Below are 25,381 nucleotides of genomic sequence, written 5' to 3'. Positions count from 1 at the left end.
GGGAGACATGAAAATGTTTCGACAGCTCAAAAAAGCAGCCGGCATTGCTGCTGCCATCCTTGCAACGACAACCATGATTTCCACAGCCCAGGCCGATGCCTATCCCGAGAAGGCCGTGACGCTGGTCGCGCCGTATGGCGCTGGCGGTGCATCTGACCTGGCCGCCCGTGCGCTGGCAGAGACCGCAAACAAGTATACCGGCGGGCAGCCGGTCGTTGTTGTCAACAAAACCGGCAATGGCGGCATGAATGGCGCGCGCTTTGTTTCCGAAGCGGACCCGGATGGCTATACCCTTCTTCTGTCGCGTGTCGGCATGGCGCTTTATCCGGCTGTTTACACCGACAGCCCGGTTGGCTGGGATGCCTACACCTTCCTTGGCATGCTTGAAGCAACCCCGATGATTTTGGCTGTTAACGCCAATTCCGACATCCAGAACATCGACGAGCTGATTGCCAAAATCAAAGACAGCAACGGTGCAACCACCTATGCCGCATCCGGCCCCACCGCGATTGACGGCTTTACGGTTCAGGCATTGCTGTCTGACGTTGGTCTTGACCCGCTGACCGCTTCCACCCTCGTGCCATACAAAGGCGGCTCTGCTTTGGCTGCTGCCCTTCTTGGCGGTCACGTTGACTTCCTGGCCATTGCTGCCGGTTCACTGATGCCCCACATCGAAGCCGGTAAAATGCGTCCGCTGATGGTTTATTCGCCCAAGCGCATGGCCGCACTGCCGGACGTCCCGACCGCCAAGGAACTCGGCTATGCACAGGCTGGTCAGGTTGGCGGCTGGAGCGGTTTGTATGCTCCGAAGGGTCTTCCGGAAAACGTCGTTGCGAAATGGACCGAGATCCTGGGTCAGGTTGCAACCGACGAACAGTGGCTTGACCTTGCCGCCAAGCGTGGCTCGACCTCGATCATTGGTGATCAGGACCCGGCCGCCTTCGTCAAGAGCCAGTACGAGCTCTATAACGGCATGGCCAAGAAGTTTGGCTACATCCAGTAAGCGATAGGGTCCCGACCCTACCAACGTCGTTTAATTCAGACTTTTGATGCGAGACGGAACCATGAACCAAAATCGCGATTTCTATGCCGGACTGGTGGCCACGGTGTTCTTTGCCGTCATCCTGTTCGTTCTGATTCCGATCTATGTGAAGGTTCCGTCTTTCATTCCGGGCTTTGCCCCGCCACCTGACATGTGGCCGCGCGTGGTCGCGGTGATCGGGCTGGTGATGGGGGTTCTTGCCCTTGTTCTTGCCTTTCCCAAAATGCGCGAAGCCAGCCGCAATCAGGTTGAAGGTCTTGGCAGTCGCGTACTTGGCAACAAGACCCACATTCAGCGCTTTGTTGGCGTCTTGATCGTGTTTGCCGCCTTTGTCTATGGCATGCCCCTGATCGGTTTTGTTCCGGCAACGGTGTTGTTGCTTGGCGTGCTGTTCATCATGACGGGCAATTTCGAACGCAAATTCTGGATGATCGGCCTTTCGATCATCTTCCCGGTCTTGCTGTATCTGCTGTTTACCAAGGTCACGCACACGCCCTTCCCCGAAGGCAAGCTGTTGTCTTTCAGCCTTTCTGACCTCGTAACACTTTAACCGAGAGCCCCGAACGTTATGTGGAATGAATTGCTTTACGCCTTTGAGGCGGTCGCGACCCTTCCGAATTTTCTGGCGATGTTTGCCGGGATCTGGGCCGGGGTGATCATCGGTGCCATTCCGGGCATGACCGGAACAATGGCCGTGACGCTGGCACTGCCCTTTACGTTTTACCTGCCGCCGGTCACCAGCATTTTGCTTTTGGTGGCGCTGTATAAAGGGTCAACCTATGGCGGGTCGATTTCGGCCATTCTGATCAAGACACCGGGGACGGCATCGGCCGCGTGCACGGTGCTGGACGGTTATCCGCTGGCGCGTGCCGGCAAGGGTGGCAAGGCCCTGAATATCGCGCTGGTATCAAGCTGTATCGGTGACTTTATTTCGAACATTTCGCTGTTCTTCCTGGCCATTCCGCTGGCGACCTTTGCGCTGCGGGTCGGACCGCCGGAATTCTTCATGCTGATGGCGTTTTCATTGACCATCGTGGCAAGTATTTCGGGCCGTTCGCTGGTTCTGGGGATCATTTCGGCCTGTCTTGGCCTGCTTCTGGCGACCGTGGGCGAGGATATTTACGGATCTTATCGGTTCGCGCTTTCCGAAGACATGAAATCGGGTCTTGGCATGGTGCCGGTTCTGATCGGTCTGTTTGCCCTGCCGGAACTGATCAAGATGGTTGTCTTCCGCCCGGAAGAAAACAACGATGCGATGAAGCTTGGCGATAACCGCCTGACCCTTGCGGAGTTTCGCGGGTCGATCAAATCGATTTTCCGCGGATCAATCATTGGCGTGATCCTTGGTGCGATCCCCGGCATTGGCCCGTCGACAGCCGCCTTCTTTTCCTATAGCGAAGCGCGCCGGACGTCGAAAAACGGTGACAAGTTCGGCGAGGGTGAGCTTGAAGGCATTGCCGCATCCGAGTCCGCCAATAACGGGTCTTGTGGTGCCACCATGATCCCGCTTCTGGCCCTTGGCGTGCCGGGGGATGTGATTACCGGTGTGATGCTGGGCGCGTTCATGATCCATGGCCTGACACCGGGACCGCTTCTGTTCCAGAACAATCTGGGCGATGTCTATGCGCTGTTTATCGGCATCCTGTTTAGCTCTGTCTTCCTGTTTATCGCAGGCAAGGCAACAGCCGGTGCCTTTACCAAGATTTCGCGCATTCCCCAGACGCTGCTTTTGCCCTGCATTCTGATCCTGTGCGTTTATGGCATCTATTCCATCGGGGCCAGCCCGTTTGATGTCACAGTCCTTCTGGTGATGGGTGTGGTCGGCTTTGCCATGATGTTGCTGAACATCCCGGCAGCCCCGTTCCTGATCGCCTTTATCCTTGGCCCGATGTTTGAAGACAATATGCGCCGGTCGCTTGCGATTTCGCGCGGTGATCTTGGCGTCTTCTTCCAGTCATGGATTTCCTGGGGCTTCTTTGCCCTGACCGTTCTGTTCGTCATTCTGACCATTCGCCGCGAATGGAAGAAATGGCGCAACAACCGCAATGCCGACAGCGCATCCGCGAATTAAATCGAGCAAAAAGATTAAAGCATGTTCGATTTAATCTACCGCATTTTGTTTGATTTTGGCATGTCGGATGGCAAGGCACGGCGTGCAGAGCGATGCGGCGCATCGGTCAAACGGTGTAACGCCGCGAAACGCCGCCAAAATCAAACCCTGCGGGCCGGTACAGTCTTCCGCCCCGCAGCGTCAAAACCCTTGAACGTAGCCCCACTACGCCCTGCGGGCCTTTTCCTTGCCGGACAGAAGACTGTCTCCGGCAAAATGATGTACATTAAATGGAACATGCTTTAAAATGTCCAAACCAAACATGTCGCGTCTCCACAATGCCATTGATCTGCTTGGCAAACTGGTGGCGTTCGACACGACCAGCAAAAACTCCAATCTTGGTCTGATCCATTTCGTCCGCGACTATCTCGCCGATTATGGCATTGAGTCGACCCTGTTCCATGACGAAACCGGACAGAAGGCCAACCTTCTGGCGACCATTGGTCCCAAAGGGGTGCCGGGCATTGCACTTTCGGGTCATACCGATGTGGTGCCAGCGCTTGAGACCACCTGGGTAAGCCCGGCGTTTGAGCTGACCGAGCGGGATGGCAAGCTTTATGGTCGGGGTGCGGCGGACATGAAGGGCTTTTCAGCCTGTGCGCTGGCGATGATCCCGGAACTGGTCAAACGTGATCTTGAAATCCCGTTCCATCTTTGCCTGTCCTATGACGAGGAAGTCGGCTGCATCGGTGTCGGATCGATGGTCGACCATCTGGCCGCGATGGAGACCCCGCCGCGTCTGGCCGTCATTGGCGAGCCGACCGACATGAAGGTGATTAACGGCCAGAAGGGCAAATATTCCATGCGGGTCGGTGTCACGGGTACGGCCGGACACAGTTCCTTTGCGCCCAATCACGTCAATGCCATCGAATATGCATCACGCGCGATTAACCTGATCGCCGAGCAGGCCCGTGATTTCGAAGAAAACGGCCCGTTTGACGAAGATTTCACCGTGCCGCACAGCACGATGCTGACCACGACGATCAGTGGCGGGACGGCAACCAACGTCACCCCGGAATATTGCGAGTTCACCTTTGAAATTCGCCATCTGCCCGACCATGACGCCGAAGCCGTGATTGCCGGTCTGCAACAGACCATCATGAATACCCTGGATGCGGAGATGAAGGCCAAGGCGGACGATACCGGGTTTAGCTTTGAGAAGATCTTTTCCTATCCGGGCATGGGTGATTGCACGGATGCGGACGCCTTTTCCTATGTCAGCAACATCATCCCGGAAATTTCGGGCAAGGTGTCATATGGCTCCGAAGGGGGCGTATTTGAAAAGCAGGGCAACATCCCGTCGATCATCTGCGGTCCGGGCAGCATCCGACAGGCCCACAAGCCCAACGAGTTCATTGAAATTTCGCAGATCGAGGAATGTCTGGAGTTCCTCGAGGCGTTAACGGATCAGGCCATCGCGGCCTGATATCTCACCATGACGATGCGCCACCCGCACTGTCAGTTGGCGCCCCGCAGCAGAATGTCTCCCAACCCGATGCTGCATCAACGGGGTTCTGACAGGTGAGAAACTCCCGATCACATCCCCCCCGATGTGATCAAAGCAAGCCAAACTCAAGGCCGGCTCGATTTTCGATGCCGGTCTTTTTTTGTTCTTAACGAAAAAAAGAAAAGTAAATCCGTCCCTTTGTGCTGACGAGCACGATCTACTCTTCTGTGCTCACCGTCGAACTTTATCCTCAATGAATGCTTCGATCGCTTCAAGACGGCATGGGAGTATTTTCTTTTTCTTTGTCCCTCTCAACCGCGATGTCGTAGAACGATTTCCCAACCCGAAATGGGAAGACGAAACAAGCAAAGAGCAGTGGGGTGACTTGGGAAACTGGTATTTGGTCTTTAAGTTCCTGTTCATAAAATTCTGAGAGGTTGTCAAGGCTCTCAAGTGACCGCTGCACTGTATAAACCATGTCTGCTAGGTTTCGTACTTTCAACCAGTTGGCAGGAAGCTGATCAGTGTTTCCGTGAAGCTCTGCTGCACTTACTTGAAACCTTAATCCCATCTCAATTAAGCGTGTTTCCAAGAGATCAAATCCACTTTGGTCCAGCTTCAGTGGAAATACCAAACCTTCTTTATCCAAGTCTTCGACCTGTTGAGCAACGTCGCCAAGCTGCTTCAACAGCATATCGAGGTCTAAGCTGATCGCGGTTTGGCTGCTCTCTCCGTAGTATTCGGCGACCGGCAAGATTTCAGAGTAATCGTCCGGCGCACCTGGGTTCTCCCAGTTCTTCTCTTTCTGTACAAACGCAGTGAAATGATCTTCTGTTCGGGAAAACAACTTAACCCACTGACCATGAGACTGGATAATCAGGCATGCACCCAGATAATCACCAGGTTCTTCAGAGCAGTAGTTGCTATGAATATGGTCCCAAAATCTGAGAAAATTCGAATGCTCCCTGACAGAAAAAGAAACCTTCTGACGATAATCCGTCCATAGCTCCCTTTGTTGATGCAGCCAAAGTGTGGCCAGCAATGAAGTTAGGAAAGTACAAATCCAGAGTAGGTCAATCCATTTCCAGAACTTGGCTGATCGACCACGACATAAATTCACAACGAAGAACCCGGCCAAAAGGCAAAATGCAGCTGTCCAACTGGGGTGCGCTTGCAGCATCCGCTGATCGCCTGATAATACACTGAAAGTTAGAAAAGCCATGAAAGCTAATCCTGCAACGGCTAAGGCAATGTTGATGTATACTAGCCCTTTCTCACGCCCGGTTGCCTTCTTCAATTTCAACATCGTCTCCCCCCTGATCGAATTTTTGAGACCGCGTATGCTCCACCTTAATGTATGCAATTTAAAAAAGGGGAATCACTAAAAAAGAGGACAGATTTAATTTTGAACTTCCAAATCTTCAGTGCTTTTGCGAGGTCGTCTCGGTCCTCTTTGCTCCAGTCGCCTGCCGATAATGTTGGCAACTTCATCCACAAACTTCGGCTTTACCGTTAACTGGTTGCGCTGGATAGCAGCGTGACGACACGCTACTCCGCACCGTAAGTTGGTTCCTCGCAACAATGCCTACGGGTTCTGACAGTTGAGAAACGCACAGTAGCCAGCACCGTCATTCCGGGCGAAGCGGAGCGCAGACCCGGAATCCATACAGCGTTGCACCCATCGTGGATTCCCGCCTTCGCGGGAATGACGGAAGAGATGGGCTGGGGACAGATCAAACGGTATGATCTTGCGGCTCCGCCGGGACGGGCATCGGTGCGGGTTTCTGAACGGCGACACCTGTCATGACAAGGACCACGCCCAAGACATCCACCGCACTTGGAATTTGGCGCAGGACGATTGCACCGATGATCGTGGCAGATGCGGGCAGGAGGGCGAGCAGGAAGGCGAAGCTTGCGCGCGGCAGACGGGCCATCGCGAGCTGATCGCAGACATAGGGGATCACAGACGAGCAGATCCCCACGCCAATCCCGGCCATCACCAGCAAAGGTGCGCCGAAGGCTTCGAGAGCTTGCAGGTAGCCGATTGGCATTACGAAGATGAAGGCCGCCGTCATGGCCGCCCCCAGACGCTCCACCCCGCCGGACGCGCCGCCTTCGGAAATCTTGTGGCCGAGAATGATGTAGAGAACGAAAAGCGCGCCATTCAGCACCGCCCAGAACAGGCCCAGAAGATCAGACATCAGTGCAGGGCCGCCGGCCGCCATGAGCGATGGCACGTCGATCAGAAGCGCCACACCGACGACGGCGAGGGCGAACGCCAGATAGTTGCGCCCGGTGCGCAAACCCCACAGCGCGATCCCGATGGTGCCGACGAATTCAATGGCGGCAACCAGCGACATCGGGAGCCGGTCAAGTGCCAGATAGAAAGAACTGTTCATCACGGCAAGGCAGCCGCCAAGAGCAAGAAACAGAATACGCTCGCGGGGGGACGCGTTCTTGAAGGTGCGCCAAGGCTTCGTAATCGGTGCAAAGATCAGGGCTGCCGAAGCAATGCGGAACCAGGCAACGCCAAGCACACCTACGACCGGGAAAAGCAGGACTGCGAAAGCCGGTCCGAGATAATGGAAAACGGCGGAAACGCCGAACCAAACATGCGGGGGGAACGGCCTCGGACATGCGCGACATGGCACCGGTGGCGCCGGGGGCGTTGGTGAGGACGGGTTTTGTGGGGGCTTGATTTGTCATACCCCTACAATACAAGGTATAATCAGATCGTAATATGGAGATCAGATACCCCATAGGCGATATTACATGCATGAAAGAAGGAAAAAATGAGCAATAACCTTCGATCAGTAGAAACCGGTCTTGATCGCATCGACGCCGCAATTCTGCGCGAGCTTTGCGCCGATTCCCGCATTCCGCGTGCCGAGTTGTCGCGCCGCGTTGGCCTGTCGGCCCCAAGTGTGGCGGACCGTGTGCGGCGTCTTGAGGATGTCGGCATCATCACGGGATACGGCGCACGCATTGACCCGGCGCGGCTTGGCTATGGCCTGACCATTCTGATCCGTGCGCGGCCGCTGCCGGGCGAGATGAAGAACATGATCAAGGCGATCCAGGAAACCCCGCAGATCGTTGCCTGTGATCGTGTTTCTGGCGAAGATTGCTTTGTTGCGCGCGCCCATGTCCGTGACGTCGCCGAGATGGAGGCCGTCATCGACCGGATCGTGCCATTTGGTGCGACGAACTCGTCCATCGTTCAGTCGTCACCGGTCGAAGAGCGGTTGGTGGAGCTCTGAGCACGTTGCAACCATCGTGGATTCCCGCATTCGCGGGAATGACGGATGGGGCGGCACAGGAAAAGGTTTGAACGAAAACAGGCGGCCCGAAGACCGCCTGTAATTTCGCCAAAGACACTTTAGGTGCCTTACTGCTTCTTGTTGCCCGAACTGTAGCCGGCGGTGAAGTCGCGCCAGCTGTCGTCTTCGCCGATCTTTTTAGACCGCGCGAGGGCTGCTTTGCCAAGCGACCGGACCGGGATGTTTTGGTGGGCGTGGAGCATGAAGTCACGCCAGAGGGCGGCGGGAAGCGCACCGCCGGTGACCTGTTCATCCATCGGACTGCCATCGTCATTGCCCATCCAGATGCCTGCAACCAGATCGGAGCTGTAGCCGATGAACCACGCATCGCGGTAATCGGACGTCGTGCCGGTCTTGCCCGCGGCCGGGCGGTCGATGATGGCGTTGCGCCCGGTGCCCTTGGACACGACCGCGGCCAGCATGTTGTTCATTTCCCCGGCATGAAGCGGGTTCATCAGACGGGACGGGAAGTCGTCAGAGCGTTCATACAGCACTTCGCCCCCCTTGCCGGTGATCTTGCTGACCGCATGGGGGAAGACGGCGAAACCGCCATTGGCAACGATGGCATAGGCGCCGGTGAGCTCGAGCATCGAGACTTCACTGGTGCCAAGGGCGAGGCTTGGTTCCGGTTTGAGTTCCGATGAAACGCCCATGTCGCGGGCCTTTTGAATGACCTTGTCCAGGCCGACCTCAAGGGCAAGCTGCACGGCAATCGAGTTGTTCGAGGTCGCCACCGCATCGCGGATCGACATGGTGCCGTGGTGCTTGCGATCAAAGTTGCGCGGCTCCCACCCGTCAATGACGATCGGTCCGTCACGCATCCAGTCATTCGAGCCAAAACCGTTTTCAAGCCCGGCCAGATAGACAAACAGCTTGAACACCGAGCCCGGTTGACGGCGGGCCTGTGTGACGCGGTTATACTGGCTTTCAAAATAATCACGGCCACCGACCATGGCGCGCACCGCCCCATCGGGCGTCATCGCCAAAAGGGCAGCCTGTCCGACATTGTGTTCCTTGGCACCGTTGCTTTCGAGCGCACGGAGCAGGTTTTCCTCGGCGATTTCCTGAAGGCGGGAATCAAGCGTGGTATGAACCAGAAGATCCTGATCGACATAGCCAACATAATCGCGCACCCGATCAAGAACCCAGTCCGAGAAATAGCGAACCCCCGGCCCGCTCTGAGCGGAACGCGCGGTTCGTACACGGGTCTGTTTGGCGCGTTCGGCGCGCGCCTTGGTCAGTGCCCCGGTCGATGCCATCGCGGCCAGAACAACATTGGCGCGATCAGCGGCAATTTCGGGATCAACCATCGGGTTATAACGGCTTGGTGCCTTGGGCAGACCGGCCAGAACCGCCGCCTCATACAGGTTCAGACGACGTGGATCGGTGCCGAAATAATGGCGTGCTGCGGCATCAATGCCATAAACACCCGATCCGAAATAAATGCGGTTGAGGTACAGCGACAGGATCTGTTGCTTATCAAACTTGAACTCCAGCCAGATGGCCAGAAGCACCTCTTCGATCTTGCGGCCAAAGGAACGTTCAGGTGACAGGAACAGGTTCTTGGCGAGCTGCTGGGTGATGGTGCTGCCGCCTTCGGTAATGCGCCCGGCGGTCAGGTTGGCCCAGGCTGCACGCATGATACCGACGACATCAATGCCGAAATGGTCATAAAAGCGGCGGTCTTCGATGGAAACAAAGGCCTGACCGACATAGTCGGGAAGGTCACGCACTTCGACCGGGTTTCCGTATCGATTGCCATAGGCGGCCAGATTCTGGCCATCAATGCTGATCACGCGGATGGATGGTTTGCGTTCGCTGGCGACATCAAAGCTGACCTTGTCTGGCAGGCCATAGCCGTAATAGGCAACAACCCCGCCGCCCAGAACCATGACCCAGATCGAGCCCAGCACAATGAATTTTGCAATGGCTTCCGGCCCCGGAATCATATCGCCGAGGCGCGCAAAAAGACCACCGCCCTTCCTGCGCGCGCTGCTGACCCGTTTTTTGGTCTTTTTGGAACCTTTCGATCCCTTACGGACACTTTTCTGTCTTTTGAATTCTCTTTGCGCCACAAACGCACCTATCGGTCTGGTCCGGCCCTGGCACACGCGAACTCACCGGTTATGTCAACGCGCCCCAAAATCGCGTCCAACAGGTGATCGCGCCGCTGTTTCCGGCGAATGTCAATTTTTGTCCCAACCGAGGAGGGAGTCCCCCGTCTCCCCGTTCTGCGACGGTTTTATCAGTTATTATTGCTTGCCTGATCGTGCTTCCACAGATCCTTTATGCCATCGCCTGCGCGACGGCGTTCTGATGATGCACGGACCATTGAACGAATGGGCAATCCATCATGCGCATCCAGCATAAATAACCGCCACAAAGACGCAAGCTCTACCTCGCCGCGCACGTCCATGCGCGACCCGTCATCATTGCCAGCCCATACCGTTGTAATCAGGTCGGACGAGAAGCCAACATACCACGCATCAGAACGCCCGCCGGCCACCGTTCCATACCCGGCAAAGGGCCGATCAAGGCGCACCTGCGGATCGGTAACACTGGCAAACAGCACATATGATCCCTGAATGGCCTCGTCGGTCAGCTGTTTTTCCTGAACCGCGTCAACACGCTGATAGACCGGTGTCGCGCTGTCATCGCCGGTATATGACACCCTGTTGATCAGGGTCATCTGGACCGGCTTGCCGGAGTTTTGCGGCAGGGCATGGATGGCGGTGATATCGGAAATGGTGACCGGGTCGAGCCCGACGACGGTCCGGATGTCTGTTGAAAGCGGACTTTTGATCCCGATGTCGTGGGCAAACTGCCGGACATTCAATAGCCCGAAGTGATCAGCCAGGCTGGTTGGTACCGTATTGACGTCGCGTACAAATGCCTCGCGCAGTGAAATCATGCCCATATAGTCATGATCCGGGTTGATCGGCCGCCAGCCGCCCACCGCCATGCGATTGTCGCGCACCCATTGCGCCGGGTCGCTGTTTTGATTCAGGGCATAATAATAGGTGGCGATTTTGATCATGCGCCCGGCGGAACGCCTAACCTCGGTCACGCGGTTGCGCTGGAATGGTGAATAATCCGCACCGCCGATCATCGCACGAATGCGTCCTTCGGGGCTGATCGACAACAGCCCGGTCTGGTTTGCGCCGCGCGTCTTGATGCGCAATTTGGCGACTTCGGGGACAATTTGCTGTGCCAGATTCTGGATTGTCCAGTCGATGCTGGTGAGAACGTCGATGTCACGGCTGCTATAGCCGACGATGTCGGCAACTTCTTCGAGCACCATGTCCACGACATAGCCCGAAAGCACGTTTTCGGCGTATTGCACATCAAGTTGCGGCTCAATCAAGGTCAAGGCCGAAACACGGTCCGCCTCGATGAACTTGTATTGACCCAGACGGGCCAAAATCTTGTTGGCTTCTTCGGCGGCTTCGCGCGGATAAAACAGCGGATTGAAGGTTTCCGGATCGCTGATGGCTGCGGCCAGAACAGCGGCCTGATGCAGGGTCATGCGCTCTGCCGGGCCACCATACCAAAGCCGGGAGGCCGCAGAAATGCCAAAAATACCCCGCCCGACATAGCTGCGTTCAAGGTAGCTGCGCAAAATCGTCTTTTTGCTGAAATTCCATTCCAGCCACAGGGCAACCAGAAATTCCTGCATATGGCGTCCGGGGCCACTGTCCTTGCGCTTGAAGAAGCTGCGCGCGACTTTCATGGTAATCGTCGATCCCGGCGCATCTTGGGTGCTGAAAATCCGTGCGAAATCAGCGCCCGATACCCCGAGATGATCAAAGAAGTCCGGATCAGCCGCCGCGACAAAGACATTCTGAACCCGTTCGGGCAATGTTGTCAGAGACACATCCTGGCTGTAATGCCCCTTGATGGTTTCAAGCAGGGCACCGTCATAGCCGAGAATCCGGATTTCCGGGCTGCGCACCATGTTGCGGCTCAGGTCCAGATTGGACTTGATTGAATAGATGATGCCGAAAATGGTCAGGAACACGACAGAGAAACACACCCCGAACACAATCATGCGCCGTCGACGCTGACGGCGGAGTGCTTCGCGTCGTTCCTTTGCGGCGATGCGTTTCATCGCAGACTGAGCGGCTGTTCTGCCGCTCGTACCGTTATCGTCGTCGTTTTCTTCTGCCACGCCGCGTGTCCGTTGATTGCCTGCGTTATAAGCTCAGGGCCTGACCCTCGTTCTCTGACAGTAAAGCGCCAAGCTGTTAAAAAAGTACTGTTAACCATACAAACGTATGGTGAGGCGCACACAAGGGGTCCCGTTTTGCTTGTGATATTGTGACCATATGGGAACAAGGCGGGGCGTGCTGTGATCTATGCTATGGGTGCGTAAAATTTGCTTGCCATTGGAAGCGCCCATCGCCAAAGTTCATCCAGGGCAGGCGATGGCGTCGCCAGCGTGAAAAACGATCTGAAACACGCGCCCGACCATCACCATACATATCCTGAACGCCGGGATCTTGCTTTGTCGCTGTTTGCACAAGGGGAGGTCTCAGCCCCTTTTGATGCGCAGCGCGTAAAAGAGGGAACTCGTTTATGGATCGCCCGGAATTTTACCGTTTTCACCAAGGTGACCGCGTCCTGCCGTTTGCGGCGGCCGAATATGATGCCCGTCTTGCGGGCTTGCGGAGACACATGGCCGATACCGGGGTTGAGGCCTGTGTTTTCACCTCCATGCATAACATCGCCTATTATTCGGGCTTTTTGTATTGCGCCTTTGGTCGGCCTTACGGGCTTGTCGTCACCGCAACGGAAAGTGTCACGATCAGTGCCGGCATTGATGCCGCCCAGCCGTGGCGGCGCTGTCATGGCGACAACATCACCTATACCGACTGGCAGCGAAACAATTACTGGCGCGCCATTCTGTCGGTGACCGGGCCGGGCAAGGTGATTGGCTATGAGGGCGATCATATCAACCTCGCGCAAAAGGCGCTTTTGGATGAGTTCCTCAAACCGTCAAACAGCAAGGATATTGCGCCGGCGACCATGCGCCAGCGCATGCACAAATCGCCCGCAGAAATCGCACTGATCCGCCATGGTGCGCAGGTTGCCGATGTTGGCGGCTATGCCATCCGGGACGCGATCAGGGAAGGGGTGCGCGAAATTGACGTTGCCATGGCCGGACGTGATGCGATGGAGCTTGAAATCGCCAAGCGGTTCCCGAATGCGGAATATCGCGATACGTGGGTCTGGTTCCAGTCCGGGATCAACACCGACGGGGCGCATAACCCGGTGACGGCCCGCAAGCTTGCGCGTGGTGATATCCTGTCGCTTAACACCTTCCCGATGATTTCGGGCTATTACACCGCCCTTGAACGCACGATGTTCGTTGGCGAGGTGGATGACGCTAGCCTCAATATCTGGAACGCCAATGTGGGTGCACATGAATATGGCATGAGCCTGCTTAAGCCCGGTGCGTCCTGTGCCGAGGTGACGCAAAAGATCAATGCGTTCTTTGCCGAGCGTGATCTGCTGCAATATCGCACATTTGGTTACGGCCACAGCTTTGGCGTGCTGTCGCATTACTATGGGCGCGAAGCCGGGCTTGAGCTGCGCGAGGATATCGACACGGTTCTTGAACCGGGCATGGTGATCAGCATGGAGCCAATGCTGACCATCGCCGAAGGAAAGCCGGGTGCGGGTGGCTATCGCGAACACGATATTCTGGTGATCGCCGAAGACGGCAATGAAAACATCACCGGCTATCCTTATGGGCCGGAGTTCAATGTGGTTGGGTAAGCCCCCCATCGACACCAAGAAAAGGGTCCGCGAAAGCGGGCCCTTTTGAGGTTAAAGGGTTATCTGCGGCAGGCCGAAGCCTTGCTCCAGGACTTCGCCGGCCGTCAGGCAGATGTCTTCGCGCCAGGGGGCGCTGACGAGCTGAACGCCCGAAGGGATGGTGTTTTCAACGCCCGAGCAGATCGAGATGGCTGGCAAGCCGAGCAGCGGAATGGCGATTTGCGGGAGTTGGGATTCCCAGAGGCGCGCGATGGTTTCAGAGCCTTCGAGGTCTTCATCCTTGCGGAACGGCAGTTCGGCCGAGACCGGCATCAGTACGACGGGATAGTTTTCCAGAAACGCCCGCCAGGCACGAATAAGGGCCGCGCGGCGGACGAAGAGCTGGCTGAAGGCTGCCATATCAATGGATGCCGCACGGTCAGCATAATGTTCAAGCAGGGCAATCGCGCCCGGATCGTCTTCCTTGCGTGCGGCGGCGAGTTTTGCCTCGTGATCATCGGAAAGCCAGAGGTCGATTTGCAGTTGAACGGCCTCGCGGATTTCGGGGATTTCCGGGGTGTCGACAGTCCAGCCCGCGGATCGGAAGATGTCGGCCGCCCGTTCCAGATCCGCGACGATCCTTGGGTCGGTGTTGATCCCGCCCGGATGGGTCACGAGCGCGACACGTTTGACAAAATCAGGACCACGCAGCGGCATCGGAACGCTCCAGACATCTTCGGGGGCGTAACCCGACATGCCTTCCAGCCCGAGCCTGAGATCATCGACACTGCGCGCAAGCGGGCCCGATACCGCCATCAATTGCCCGCCAATCGGGCGGTCGCCACCCGTCTGGTTGAACATCGGAATGCGGCCATGGGTCGGGCGCAACCCCTGAATGCCGCAGGCATAGGCCGGGTAGCGCACAGAACCCGCGATATCGGTGCCATGACCAATATGACCCAAGCCCGCCGACGTGGCCGCGCCGGCCCCGCCCGATGACCCGCCCGGTGTCAGGGCCGGGTTGTGGGGATTAAGCGTCGTGCCGTGCACCTTGTTTGAGGTAAACCAGCGATAGGAAAACGCCGGTGTGTTGGTGCGCCCGATGACAATCGCGCCCTTGTTGCGCATGTTGCGCAAAAACGGGCTGTCCTGAGTCGCAATCAGATCAGACGCCAGCGTCGTGCCATTGGTTGTGGCATAGCCCGCCTGATCTGAAATCACCTTGATCGTGACCGGCACCCCGGCCAGCGGACCAACTTCATCCCCCGCAGCAATGCGGGCATCGAGATGCTCGGCATCTTTCATCGCCTCTGCTGCGCAATCCTGAACGATGGCGTTGATACCCGGATTGATGCGCGCCACACGATCAAGCGTCGCGCGAATGACCGCAGTCGCGCTGAGTTCGCCGGTTTTGATGCGGCGCGCCAATTCACGGGCGGAAAGGGAGTTCGGATCAATGCTCATCTGGGTCGTCATGTGGGGCGCTACCTTTGCTGGTTAAGCCGACAGGGGCACGAGTTGGAGTTGGGTCCGGCGAATGGAAAGGACAGTCGTCTGCGGTTCGCAGATGCTGGCAACATGCGGGGTGACGAAAACCTTGGGATGGGTCCAGATCGGGTGTTCGGGCGGCAAGGGTTCGGAATCAAACACATCAAGCGACGCGCCCGACAGATGCCCGCGATCAAGGGCTGCCATCAGGGCCGCCTCATCGACCTGTCCACCGCGACCAAGATGGATCAATGCCGCGCCCTTTGGCAGTTTTGACAGCGTATTGGTGCCAAATAGACCTTTGGTTTGTTCGGTCAGGGGCAGGACATTGATCAGAATGTCGCTTTGGGCGAGAAAATCATCAAATGCACCGGCGGTGTAATGGGTGACGCCATCCTCGGCCGGTTGCGGACGGGAACGGGAATAGCTTGCCACCGGATAGCCAAGTGCGACCAGTGCCTTGGCCACAGCCCTGCCCATATGACCAAAACCCGCCACACCGATCCGCTGGGCCCTGGGCGACAGGCCGGTCAGATGGCGTTCCCAATGGGCGGCTTTCTGATTGGCGAGGTAATTGCCCATATTGCGATGATGCCAAAGCACATGGAAGGTCGCAAAACCGGCCATCTGGCGCGCCTGATCGGGGTCTTCGACCCGGTGAACCGGCAAGCCGGGCGGCAGGGATGGACAGGACATGATCGCATCTACCCCCGCCCCGATTGAATAGACCGCCTGCAGATTGGGATAGGCAACAAACGCGTCGTCTGCCGGGATGAAGGTGACCATGAAGCTGACATCTTCGGGCCGGTCGATTTCATCTGGCAGACGCAGGTCAAGCTCGGGTGCCAGGGCCTCGAAATGCGGGCCATAAATGCCCCGCAAATCGAGCCTGCTACAGGAAAGAACGCCAATCATGCCATGGCTTCTTCCGGTTGTGCCCAGTCCGCACCCGGAACGGCAGCCAGAAGCTGGCGGGTATATTCCTGCTGCGGGTTCAGGAAGATGTCCTCGACCCGGCCGATTTCAACCAAGCGACCCTTTTGCATCACCGCAATCCGGTCACACAGCTGGGCTGCAACCCGCAAATCATGTGTGATGAACAGGATTGAAAGCGACAGCCGTTCACGCAGTTCGCGCAACAGATCAAGCACCTGTGCCTGAATAGACACATCAAGGGCCGAGACGGCCTCATCCGCGATGATCAGTTCAGGTTCCATTGCCAAGGCCCGGGCGATCCCGATGCGCTGGCGCTGCCCGCCGGAAAATTCGTGCGGATAGCGCATGGCGGCATCAGCCCCCAGACCGACAATCTCAAGCAGTTCGCGGGCTTTGGCCTGTGCCTGTTCCTTGGGCACGCCGCGATTGATCGGGCCGTCGGTCAGGGCCCCCATGATCCGCTGTCGCGGATTGAGCGAGGCATAGGGATCCTGAAAGACCATCTGGACCTTGTTGCGCTGACGACGGAGTTCTTCCTCGGACAGGGCTGCAAGATCAACACCGCCAACCATCACATGCCCACTGTCGGGCGTGACAAGGCGCACAGCGGTTCTGCCAAGGGTCGATTTGCCCGAGCCTGACTCGCCCACCAGACCAAGCACCTCGCCGCGTGCCACGGTGAGCGACACATCATCCACCGCCCGGACTTCGCGCACGGGCTTGAACAGCCCGCCACCCGTCCGGAAAGTTTTGCACAGATTCTTGATTTCAAGCGCTGGTGTATCGCTTAGTTCGCGGGCTTCCGGAAGTTTTCCGGTCGGAATCGCATCAAGCAGGCGTTTGGTGTATTCGTGCTGCGGGTTATCAAGAACTGCCGCCGCATCACCGCGTTCAACAACCTTGCCTTCACGCATCACAATCACCTGATCGGCGATTTCGGCCACCACCCCAAAATCGTGGGTGATAAACATCACCGCCATGCCACGCCGTTCGCGCAGATCAAGAATAAGATTCAGGATCTGTGCCTGTGTCGTCACATCAAGGGCGGTTGTCGGCTCATCCGCGATCAGGAGTTTCGGTTCCAGGGCAAGCGCCATGGCGATCATCGCGCGCTGGCGCTGACCACCGGAAAGCTGGAACGGATAGGCCCGAATGATCTTTTCCGGGTCGGGCAGGCCGACTTCACGCACCAGATCAAGCGCACGTTTGCGCCGTTCGGACTGGGTGTAAAGACCATGGGCGGCAAAGACCTCGGATATCTGATCGCCAATGCGCATCAGCGGGTTCAGTGCCGTCATGGGTTCCTGAAAGATCATCGCGATCTGTGCGCCGCGCAAGGCCTGTTTGTCGGCCTCGGACAGACGCAGAACATCGCGGGATTCAAACAGGGCACGGCCGGATTTGACCTCTACCCCCTGGGGCAGAAGCCCCATCAGGGCATTGGCCGTCATCGACTTGCCAGAGCCGGACTCACCGACCACGCAAAGGATTTCCCCCTTGTTGATGGTCAGGCTGACATTTTCGACCGCAAAGGGGCGATCCGCCCCTTCGGGCAGACCAATGGTCAGCCGTTCGACTGTCAGAGTCTCACTCATGCTTTGCCCTTTCGCGACAGATGCGGATTGAAGGCATCATTGAGTCCCTCACCGATCAGGTTGAGCGCCAAAACAGTGATCACGATGGCAATGCCCGGGAAGAAGCTGAGCCACCAGCTGGTGCGGATGACCGTGCGGGCCGCACCAATCATGTAGCCCCACGACATTGCATTGGGATCACCGAGCCCGAGGAAGGAAAGCGAGCTTTCAAGCAGGATCGCGGTTGCCACCATCAGGGACGCCATCACAATGATCGGGGATACCGTATTGGGCAGGACCTGCTGGATCAGGATGCGCGGTTTGGAAAGACCGGCAAGCCGTGCGGCATCAACAAATTCGCGGGTGCGGACCGACATGACTTCGGCACGCACAAGGCGGGCAACCGGTGGCCAGCTGACGATCGCAATCGCCAGCGTGATCGAGAACAGGGTCGGTTCAAAAATCGCCACCAGCACAATGGCCAACGCGAAGTTCGGGATGGTCTGGAAGAATTCGGTGAAGCGCATCGCACCTTCATCGGCATAACCACCATAGAACCCGGCCAGCGCACCGAGCGGCACACCGATCAGCAGTGCCACAAGCGTTGAAACCAGCCCGACCAAAAGGGAGACCTGCGCACCATAGGCCAGCTGGGCGGCAACATTGCGGCCCAGTGTATCGGTGCCCAAAGGCAAGCCATCAACGGCAAACGGGGCGAGGAACGGGCGCTGGACCATTTGCCACGGCCCATCGGGAAAGAGCAAGGGGGCGATCAGGGCGATGACGATAACCGCGATCAGCAAGACCACACCAATCATGGCGCCCATATTGCTTCTGAAACGTTTCCACATGTCAGCTACGGGCTCCGATACGGGGATCGACAATGCGATAGACAATGTCGGTCACAATGTTGAACAGGATCACCATGGCGGCAGAGACAAGGAACACGCCCAAAATCGTGTTGTAGTCACGTGCAGCCAAGCTTTCGAACATCAGACGCCCAATACCCGGCCAGGCAAAGACGGTTTCCGTCAAAACGGCCCCGCCGACCAGCTGACCGGCCTGCAGACCCGCCAGTGTCACCACCGGCAAAATGGCGTTGCGCAGGATGTGGCGGCGGCGAATGACAGGGTCAGACAGGCCTTTGGCCTTGGCGGTCTTGACGAAATCAAGCTGCGAGACTTCAAGCATGGAGGCACGCGCCATCCGCATGTAAACGGCTGTGAAGAACAGCCCCAAAGTCAGGGCAGGCAGGACCAGGTGTTTGGCGATATCAATGACGCGGGCGAAACCGGTGTAATTGGCACCGACAGTTTCATAACCGAAGCCCGGCAGCCATCCAAACCATACTGAAAACACCAAAACAGCCATAAGTGCCAGCCAGTAAAGTGGTGTTGCATAGAATAAAAGCGCCATCGTCGTCAGCACAGTATCGGATGGCTTGCCAACGCGAGCAGCCGCGGCAACGCCAAAGGCGATGCCAAAGGCAAGCGAAACAACAAAGGCGGTCATGGTGAGCAACAGTGTGGCAGGCAGCCGATCAGCAATGAGTTCGGCAACCGGTGCGCCCTGGCGGAAGGAATAGCCAAGATCAAGTTGCACAATACCAGCGATGTATTTGCCAAGCTGAACATAAAGCGGCTGATCGAGCCCGAAGCGTTCGCGCAGCTGTTCGATCATCTGCTCGTCGGCGGCACCGGCTTCACCCGCAAGCACGACAGCCGGGTCACCGGGTGCTGCATGAATGAGGAAAAAGTTTAGAATCGCAATGGCCAGCAAGGTCAGAATAGCCTTGGAAAGCCGCGAAGCGATCACAGCGAAAATGGTCATATGTCCCTGTCGCATCCCGTATTTGAAAGCCCCGCTTGCTGCGGGGTGTCAGAAAAAGGGGCGGGCCGATGGAGGCCCGCCCGCAGACTCATTTTTCAATCCAGGCGTTACGCGGACCGTCATTGATACCGATGGCCGTCGTCACCAGGTCGTTGACGTTGCAACGGTAGATCGTCGGGAAGGTCAGCTCCTGCATCCAGGCAACGGGCACGTCATCGACGATTTCCTTCTGGATTTCGAGATAAGCTGCTTCGCGCTCTTCAGGTGTGACCATGGTTGCCGCAGCAGCCCATTTTTCATCAAGGGACGGGTTTTCATAGCCCTCGACATTGTTCCACGGGCTGCCTTTCTTGATGCGATCGGCGGTATAGTTGCGCGATACACCAAGGGCCGGATCACCGTACTGATAGAGATAGGTGAAGGCCATGTCGTAATCCCACTGGGACGTTTTTTCGTTCCAGCCAGCAACATCGGCACTGTCGATGTCGACATTGATCCCGACTTCGCTGAGGTTCTGACGAACAGCCTCGGCCCAGCGCTGCCAGGTTTCACCGTATGGCAGCGGCAGGATGCTGACCGGTTCGCCGTCATAGCCCATCTCGGCGAGCAGTTCCTTGGCCTTTTCCGGGTTGTGATCATAAATGGTCACGTCATCGGAATAGAAATTGGTGCTCGACGCGATCGGACCGGTCGCGACCTTGCCATAGCCATTCCAGACCACGTCGCGCATGAATTCACGATCCATGGCGTACATGACGGCCTGACGGAACTTCTCGTTTGCGGTCGGACCTTCGCGGTTGTTAAGCCACATCCATGCCAGCGGTGCGAGGAATTCCCAGCCCTTTTCGGTGACACAGACACCGTCCATTTCGGCCAGACGCGGGATATCCCAGTTTTCGACCGAACCGCCCGGAAGAACATCAACTTCGCCGGTCTCGAACGCCACCGCACGGGCCGCAGCATCCGGGATCACACGGTAGTAGACTTCATCCAGATATGGCAGGCCATCAACATAGTAGTCCTCGTTCTTGACGAGATGAATGTGGCTGCCCTTGACCCATTCCTTGAACTTGAACGGGCCGGTGCCAATCGGATTGGCGTTTGCCGGGTTGTTGGCGAAATCAGTACCTTCGTAGATGTGCTTGGGCACGATCGGCATGGTGCCGTTTTCAAAGGCGTTGATGAACGGACCAAACGGTTCCTTGAGTTTGAAGACAACCGTCATCGGATCCGGGGCGGTGATGCTTTCGACATACGCCAGCGATGCACGCAGACGCGCGTGGGTTTCACGCAGGAAAACATCGGCAGAGAACACAACATCTTCTGCGGTGAAATCTTCGCCGTCATGCCATTTAACACCTTCGTTAAGCTTGAAGGTGTAGGTCAGACCATCTTCGGAGATCTCCCAGCTTTTGGCCAGGCTCGGCATCGGGTTCAGATCGCCGTCATAGCGCAGAAGGCTTTCATAGATATCACCCGCGACAAGCTGGGTCGGGCCGTTCTGAACGAGGCCAAGCATCAGTCCCGGCGGTTCGGGCTGAACAACGATGTCAAGACGACCGCCAGCTTCCTGGGCGGCCAAAGGCGACGCCAAGGAAGCAGCGATTAGGAAAGTAGTCGCTTTCAGTTTTAGGTATTTCATAGCAATCCCTGATTGTTTTCTGGATTTCAGATTTTTGTTGTTTTTGTTTTGCGTAATTAACCTTGTCCAAAGCCGACATGTGCCGCCATTGGACAAGGTGGAATGGATTACCCGAGGTAACCCGGTGCGCAGGCGTCCAGCCTGCGAAGTTGGGCCGCCCATTCCGGGTCTGATTTGCCCTTGTTTTCAAAAGAGTCGTACATTGACTGGTATTGGCCAGCGGTGTGTTCTGCAACCTCGTGCGGGAGCACAACCGGTGTCAGCCCCATGCCAAGGGCCGCCACCTGCGCCTTGCAGGACCGTTCAAGATTTAGGGCCAGCTTGACCGCCTCGGCAACGGAACGCCCCAAAAGCAACGTTCCGTGATTGCGCAGAAGCATGACCGATTTATCCCCGAGATCCGCAACGATGCGGGCACGTTCATCAAGGTTAAGGGCAAGGCCCTCGTAGTCATGAAAAGCGATCCGGTCATAGAACTGTGCCGACCATTGATTAAGCGGCAAAAGGCCTTCCTTGTTCGAAGATACCGCGACCCCGGCCACCGTGTGGGTATGAAGCACACAGGCCGCATCATGACGCGCCATGTGGACCGCCGAATGAATGGTAAAGCCCGCCGCATTCACACCCGCGCCATAGGGGTCGTCGATCACAGCCCCGGTTTCATCGACGGTAACCAGATTGGCTGCGGTGACCTCGTCAAAGCGCAGCCCATAAGGATTGAGCAGGAAGCGTTGTTCGCCCCCCGGTCCCGAGGGGAGTCGTGCCGAAATATGGGTATAGATGCCATCATCCATGCCCTCCAGCGAGATCAGCCGGTAGGCCGCTGCCAGATCGCGTCGTATTTCAGAAATCGTCTGACCACCCGCACCGTCGCGCATTAGTGCCGCCCTTTCGTGTTGCCTTTTTTTGATTGCTTCAAGGCTGCGGTATGATCTTTGTCCAGTCAAGTAAATTGTCGACAATCTACAATTCATTCCCTAGACTGCTTTAAATCATACAAATTCGTTGGCATTGCCGACGCGCTGATTACAAAGAACTCGGACACATCTTCATCAGGCTTGCACATGACAGAAACACAGCCATCTTCCGGCTTCCAACAGCTTGATCGCGAGGGACTCGTACAGCGCGTCGCCAAACTGCTGAGCAAGGCAATCGTCAGCGGAAAGCTTGCACCCGGTGCACGTTTGTCGGAATCGGTTGTGGCCCGCGAACTGGGTGTGAGCCGCGCGCCTGTCCGTGAGGCCGCACGTTTATTGGAAAGCTCGGGGCTTGTGACATCCGAACCAAACCGGGGCTTTTTCGTACGTCAGATTTCCGCCAAGGCGCTTGATGATCTCTATGAGCTGCGTCTGGCCATCGAAATTGCGGTAATCCAACGGCTGGTTCAAAACTGGAACGAAGAGACGGAAGCCGCGCTTAGTGCACAGGTTGAAGCACTGCACCGGGTCGCGACCCTTGATGCCGATATCTTCATCCAGGTCGAAGCCGACATGCAGTTTCACCGTCTGATGTGTACGGGCAGTGGCAACCCGAAATTCCTGACGGTGTTTGAACAGATCGCCATCGAAACCGAATTCAGCATCATGCTGATCGGACAGCTTTACGATGATCCGACCCAGATTGCGGAAACCCACGAGCCGATCCTTGAGGCATTGCGTGCGCAAGATACGGCGATGGCGATTGATGCGATCCGCTATCACATTTGCGAGGCGCAACGCATCGTCACCAAGCAGTTCCGCATCCTCGAAGAAGGCAAGACTTCTATATGAAATGCTTCTACGCCCCCGAAACCGAAACGCATGATCCGCTGTTTCGCCTGACCTATGGCAAGATCCAGCGCAATGCCGAACAGGCCGAACGCGCAAGGCTTCTGCTTGCCGGGCTTGATGCGCTGTCGCTTACGGTAACTGCCCCCGCACCTGCCCCACAGGCGGCACTGGAAGCCGTCCATACAAAACGGTTTCTCGACTTCCTTGAAACCGCCTGGGACGACTGGCAAAAACTGCCCGACGCTGGCCCGGAAGTTGTGCCCAATGTGTTCCCCCGTGCTGCCACATCATCCTATCCGGAAACCATTCTGGCCCGTGCCGGCTGGCATATGGGCGATACATCCGCCCCGATCGGCAAGCATAGCTGGCGGGCAGCTGTGCGGGCCGCCGATTGCGCGGTTGCGGCAACGGACGCCGTGCTGGCAGGCGCGCCCCACGCCTATGCGCTGTGTCGCCCGGCCGGGCATCATACCAGTGCGGAAATTGCCGCAGGTCATTGTCTTTTGAACAATGCCGCGATTGCAGCAGCACGGTTACGCACCAAGCATGAACGCGTTGCGGTACTGGATATCGATGTTCATCACGGCAACGGGACGCAGGATATTTTCTATGACCGTGATGATGTCCTGACGGTTTCGATCCATGCGGATCCCACGGACTATTACCCGTTCTTTACCGGCTTTGCCGGGGAAACCGGCACGGGGGCCGGTGAGGGTTATAACCTCAATCTCCCCCTCCCTCGCACCACCACCGATGCGGCTTGGCTTTCGGCCATTGATACCGCACTGACGCGAGTCGCCGCCTTCAAGCCGGATGCGCTGGTTCTTGGCCTGGGGCTTGATACCCATGAGGATGATCCGTTAATGGGCATGAAAGTAACCTGGGACGGGCTGCGTCATGCGGGCGAAAAGATCGCGGCCGCAGGCTACCCCACCGTTCTTGTGCAAGAGGGCGGTTATCTTTCGCCAGCATTGCCCAAGTCGCTGGCATCGTTCCTGTCAGGTTATCTGGGGGTCCGGGCACCGGCCCTTGAGCCAACCTGATCCGCGCCATTTGCAATCTCACCAATGGCGCATTTTAACGCCACCAATTACACTACACCCATAATCGCCGCCCCCAGCATGGGCATCATCTTTTAAACGGGAGTTTCACATGAACCATCGCCCGAATTCGCTCCGCATCTCGGACGTCGCCCACTCAATGCATCCCTATACCAACATGCGCCTGCATGAGGAAAAGGGCCCGATGATCATGACCGAGGGCAATGGCGCGCGCGTCACCGACAGCGAAGGCAAGGAATATATCGAAGGGCTGGCTGGCCTGTGGTCGGTTGCCGTCGGTTTTTCCGAAACCCGTCTGGCAGATGCCGCCTATGCGCAGCTTAAACGCCTGCCGTACTATCACAGCTTTGCGCACAAGGCGCATGAGCCGTCGATCCGTCTGGCCGAAAAGCTGGTGGAAATGACGCCCGAAGGCCTGAACCGCGTGTTCTTTACCAATTCCGGGTCGGAAGCCAACGATACCGTCGTCAAGATGGCGTGGTTCCTGAATAATGGCCTTGGTCGCCCGGAAAAGAAGAAGTTCCTGTCGCGCACCAAGGCCTATCACGGGATTACGATTGCATCGGGCTCCCTGACCGGGCTTGCCGGCAACCAGAAGGACTTTGATCTTCCTGCCATTCCGGTGACGCATCTGACCTGCCCGCATTACTGGCGCTATGGCGAAGAAGGCGAGTCCGAGACCGAATTCACCGCGCGTCTTTTGAAGGAACTTGAAGACACGATCATCGCCGAAGGCCCGGAAACCATTGCTGGCTTTATCGGCGAACCGGTCATGGGTGCCGGTGGTGTGATGACCCCGCCTGAGGGATATTGGCCGGGTGTGGTTGAAATCTGCCACAAGTACGACATTCTGGTCGTGTCCGATGAAGTCATTAACGGCTTTGGCCGGACCGGCGAACGCTTTGGTTGCGAAAAATACGGCTTCACGCCGGACATTCTGGTGACATCCAAACAGCTTACCTCGTCCTACATGCCGCTTGCCGCGATTGTGGTGAATGACAAGGTCTATAACGCGATTGCCGATAACACCGCCAAGCTTGGCAATTTCGGCCACGGCTTTACCGGCACCGGACATCCGGTTGCCTGTGCAGTTGGTCTGGAAAACCTCAACATCATCGAAGAGCGCGATTTGATGGGCAATGCCAAACGTCTGGAACCAATGTTCCAGGATGGTTTGCGTGCCTTTGCCGATCATCCGCTGATTGGTGAAATCCGCGGTGTTGGCCTGATTGCAGGCCTTGAGATGGCAGACAAGAAAACCAAACAGCCATTTGGCAAACCGGGTGCTGTTGCCGCCAAGGTGGTCGCCCTTGCCGCGGAAGATGGGCTTATTTGCCGCAATGTCTATGACACGGTTGCACTCTGCCCGCCGCTGATCGTGACCGAGGACGATGTCCGCGAAATCCAC

20 protein-coding genes are annotated in these 25,381 nt (G+C 57.0%); 9 read left to right on the top strand and 11 right to left on the bottom strand.

Annotated elements, in window-relative coordinates:
• The first annotated feature begins 13 nt into the window (after positions 1-13).
• From AUQ43_RS00105 to argE, 4 genes are all read left to right on the top strand, one after another.
• Positions 14-1,003, top strand: a complete 990-nt coding sequence (locus AUQ43_RS00105; RefSeq protein ID WP_062953704.1) for a tripartite tricarboxylate transporter substrate binding protein — start codon at positions 14-16, stop codon at positions 1,001-1,003.
• A 61-nt stretch (positions 1,004-1,064) separates the two neighbouring features.
• Positions 1,065-1,592, top strand: coding sequence for a tripartite tricarboxylate transporter TctB family protein (locus AUQ43_RS00100; protein WP_062953610.1), 528 nt, complete (start codon positions 1,065-1,067; stop codon positions 1,590-1,592).
• A gap of 18 nt (positions 1,593-1,610) precedes the next feature.
• Positions 1,611-3,113 carry a tripartite tricarboxylate transporter permease gene (locus AUQ43_RS00095; RefSeq protein ID WP_062953609.1) on the top strand — a complete coding sequence of 501 codons (1,503 nt, stop codon included), beginning with the start codon at positions 1,611-1,613 and terminating at the stop codon, positions 3,111-3,113.
• 286 nt (positions 3,114-3,399) lie between these two features.
• On the top strand, positions 3,400-4,578 hold the full coding sequence (gene argE, locus AUQ43_RS00085; protein ID WP_062953607.1) for an acetylornithine deacetylase: 1,179 nt from the start codon (positions 3,400-3,402) through the stop codon (positions 4,576-4,578).
• A gap of 292 nt (positions 4,579-4,870) precedes the next feature.
• Here argE and AUQ43_RS00080 read toward each other — a convergent pair whose 3' ends face one another.
• The gene (locus AUQ43_RS00080; protein WP_062953606.1) at positions 4,871-5,905 is read right to left on the bottom strand and encodes a hypothetical protein; all 1,035 of its coding nucleotides are present in this window, start codon (positions 5,903-5,905) and stop codon (positions 4,871-4,873) included.
• Between the two features lie 427 nt (positions 5,906-6,332).
• Positions 6,333-7,136 carry a DMT family transporter gene (locus AUQ43_RS00075; protein WP_198157124.1) on the bottom strand — a complete coding sequence of 268 codons (804 nt, stop codon included), beginning with the start codon at positions 7,134-7,136 and terminating at the stop codon, positions 6,333-6,335.
• A gap of 255 nt (positions 7,137-7,391) precedes the next feature.
• Here AUQ43_RS00075 and AUQ43_RS00070 point away from each other — a divergent pair, with 255 nt between their 5' ends.
• Complete coding sequence (locus tag AUQ43_RS00070) at positions 7,392-7,856, top strand: Lrp/AsnC family transcriptional regulator (RefSeq protein ID WP_062953604.1); 465 nt, start codon at positions 7,392-7,394, stop codon at positions 7,854-7,856.
• Positions 7,857-7,984: 128 nt separating this feature from the next.
• Here AUQ43_RS00070 and AUQ43_RS00065 read toward each other — a convergent pair whose 3' ends face one another.
• Together AUQ43_RS00065 and AUQ43_RS00060 are read right to left on the bottom strand one after the other, a co-directional pair.
• Positions 7,985-9,865, bottom strand: a complete 1,881-nt coding sequence (locus tag AUQ43_RS00065; protein ID WP_232310533.1) for a transglycosylase domain-containing protein — start codon at positions 9,863-9,865, stop codon at positions 7,985-7,987.
• A 296-nt stretch (positions 9,866-10,161) separates the two neighbouring features.
• On the bottom strand, positions 10,162-12,084 hold the full coding sequence (locus AUQ43_RS00060; RefSeq protein ID WP_062953603.1) for a transglycosylase domain-containing protein: 1,923 nt from the start codon (positions 12,082-12,084) through the stop codon (positions 10,162-10,164).
• A gap of 407 nt (positions 12,085-12,491) precedes the next feature.
• Between AUQ43_RS00060 and AUQ43_RS00055 the strand changes: the two genes are divergently transcribed.
• Entirely contained in the window at positions 12,492-13,694 is a 1,203-nt protein-coding gene (locus tag AUQ43_RS00055) for a M24 family metallopeptidase (RefSeq protein WP_062953602.1), read from the top strand.
• A 51-nt stretch (positions 13,695-13,745) separates the two neighbouring features.
• On the opposite strand, the gene AUQ43_RS00050 is transcribed toward AUQ43_RS00055, so the two are convergent.
• From AUQ43_RS00050 to AUQ43_RS00020, 7 genes are all read right to left on the bottom strand, one after another.
• The gene (locus AUQ43_RS00050) at positions 13,746-15,149 is read right to left on the bottom strand and encodes an amidase family protein (RefSeq protein WP_232310532.1); all 1,404 of its coding nucleotides are present in this window, start codon (positions 15,147-15,149) and stop codon (positions 13,746-13,748) included.
• Between the two features lie 21 nt (positions 15,150-15,170).
• Positions 15,171-16,076 carry a glyoxylate/hydroxypyruvate reductase A gene (locus tag AUQ43_RS00045; protein ID WP_062953601.1) on the bottom strand — a complete coding sequence of 302 codons (906 nt, stop codon included), beginning with the start codon at positions 16,074-16,076 and terminating at the stop codon, positions 15,171-15,173.
• A complete protein-coding gene (locus tag AUQ43_RS00040; protein WP_062953600.1) occupies positions 16,073-17,692 on the bottom strand; it encodes an ABC transporter ATP-binding protein in 1,620 nt (539 codons plus the stop codon). Before AUQ43_RS00040 ends, AUQ43_RS00045 begins: the two co-directional genes overlap by 4 nt.
• A complete protein-coding gene (locus AUQ43_RS00035; RefSeq protein ID WP_084271919.1) occupies positions 17,689-18,522 on the bottom strand; it encodes an ABC transporter permease in 834 nt (277 codons plus the stop codon). The genes AUQ43_RS00040 and AUQ43_RS00035 overlap by 4 nt, the downstream gene beginning before the upstream one ends.
• A gap of 1 nt (position 18,523) precedes the next feature.
• The gene (locus AUQ43_RS00030) at positions 18,524-19,501 is read right to left on the bottom strand and encodes an ABC transporter permease (RefSeq protein ID WP_062953599.1); all 978 of its coding nucleotides are present in this window, start codon (positions 19,499-19,501) and stop codon (positions 18,524-18,526) included.
• Positions 19,502-19,589: 88 nt separating this feature from the next.
• Positions 19,590-21,143 carry an ABC transporter substrate-binding protein gene (locus AUQ43_RS00025; protein ID WP_062953598.1) on the bottom strand — a complete coding sequence of 518 codons (1,554 nt, stop codon included), beginning with the start codon at positions 21,141-21,143 and terminating at the stop codon, positions 19,590-19,592.
• A gap of 107 nt (positions 21,144-21,250) precedes the next feature.
• Complete coding sequence (locus tag AUQ43_RS00020) at positions 21,251-22,021, bottom strand: class II aldolase/adducin family protein (protein WP_062953597.1); 771 nt, start codon at positions 22,019-22,021, stop codon at positions 21,251-21,253.
• Positions 22,022-22,207: 186 nt separating this feature from the next.
• On the opposite strand from AUQ43_RS00020, the gene AUQ43_RS00015 reads away from it, so the two are divergent.
• The 3 genes from AUQ43_RS00015 to AUQ43_RS00005 form a co-directional block, all read left to right on the top strand.
• On the top strand, positions 22,208-22,912 hold the full coding sequence (locus tag AUQ43_RS00015) for a GntR family transcriptional regulator (protein WP_062953596.1): 705 nt from the start codon (positions 22,208-22,210) through the stop codon (positions 22,910-22,912).
• Positions 22,909-23,955 (top strand): histone deacetylase family protein, encoded by a 1,047-nt coding sequence (locus tag AUQ43_RS00010; RefSeq protein WP_062953595.1) that lies wholly within the window; start codon positions 22,909-22,911, stop codon positions 23,953-23,955. Before AUQ43_RS00015 ends, AUQ43_RS00010 begins: the two co-directional genes overlap by 4 nt.
• 109 nt (positions 23,956-24,064) lie before the next feature.
• Positions 24,065-25,381, top strand: a 1,317-nt coding sequence (locus AUQ43_RS00005) for an aspartate aminotransferase family protein (RefSeq protein ID WP_062953700.1), incomplete at its 3' end; no start/stop codon positions are given.

It is taken from the genome of Thalassospira sp. MCCC 1A01148 (assembly GCF_001613795.1).
Classification (GTDB): domain Bacteria; phylum Pseudomonadota; class Alphaproteobacteria; order Rhodospirillales; family Thalassospiraceae; genus Thalassospira.
This window is presented reverse-complemented; position numbering and strand designations above follow the sequence as displayed.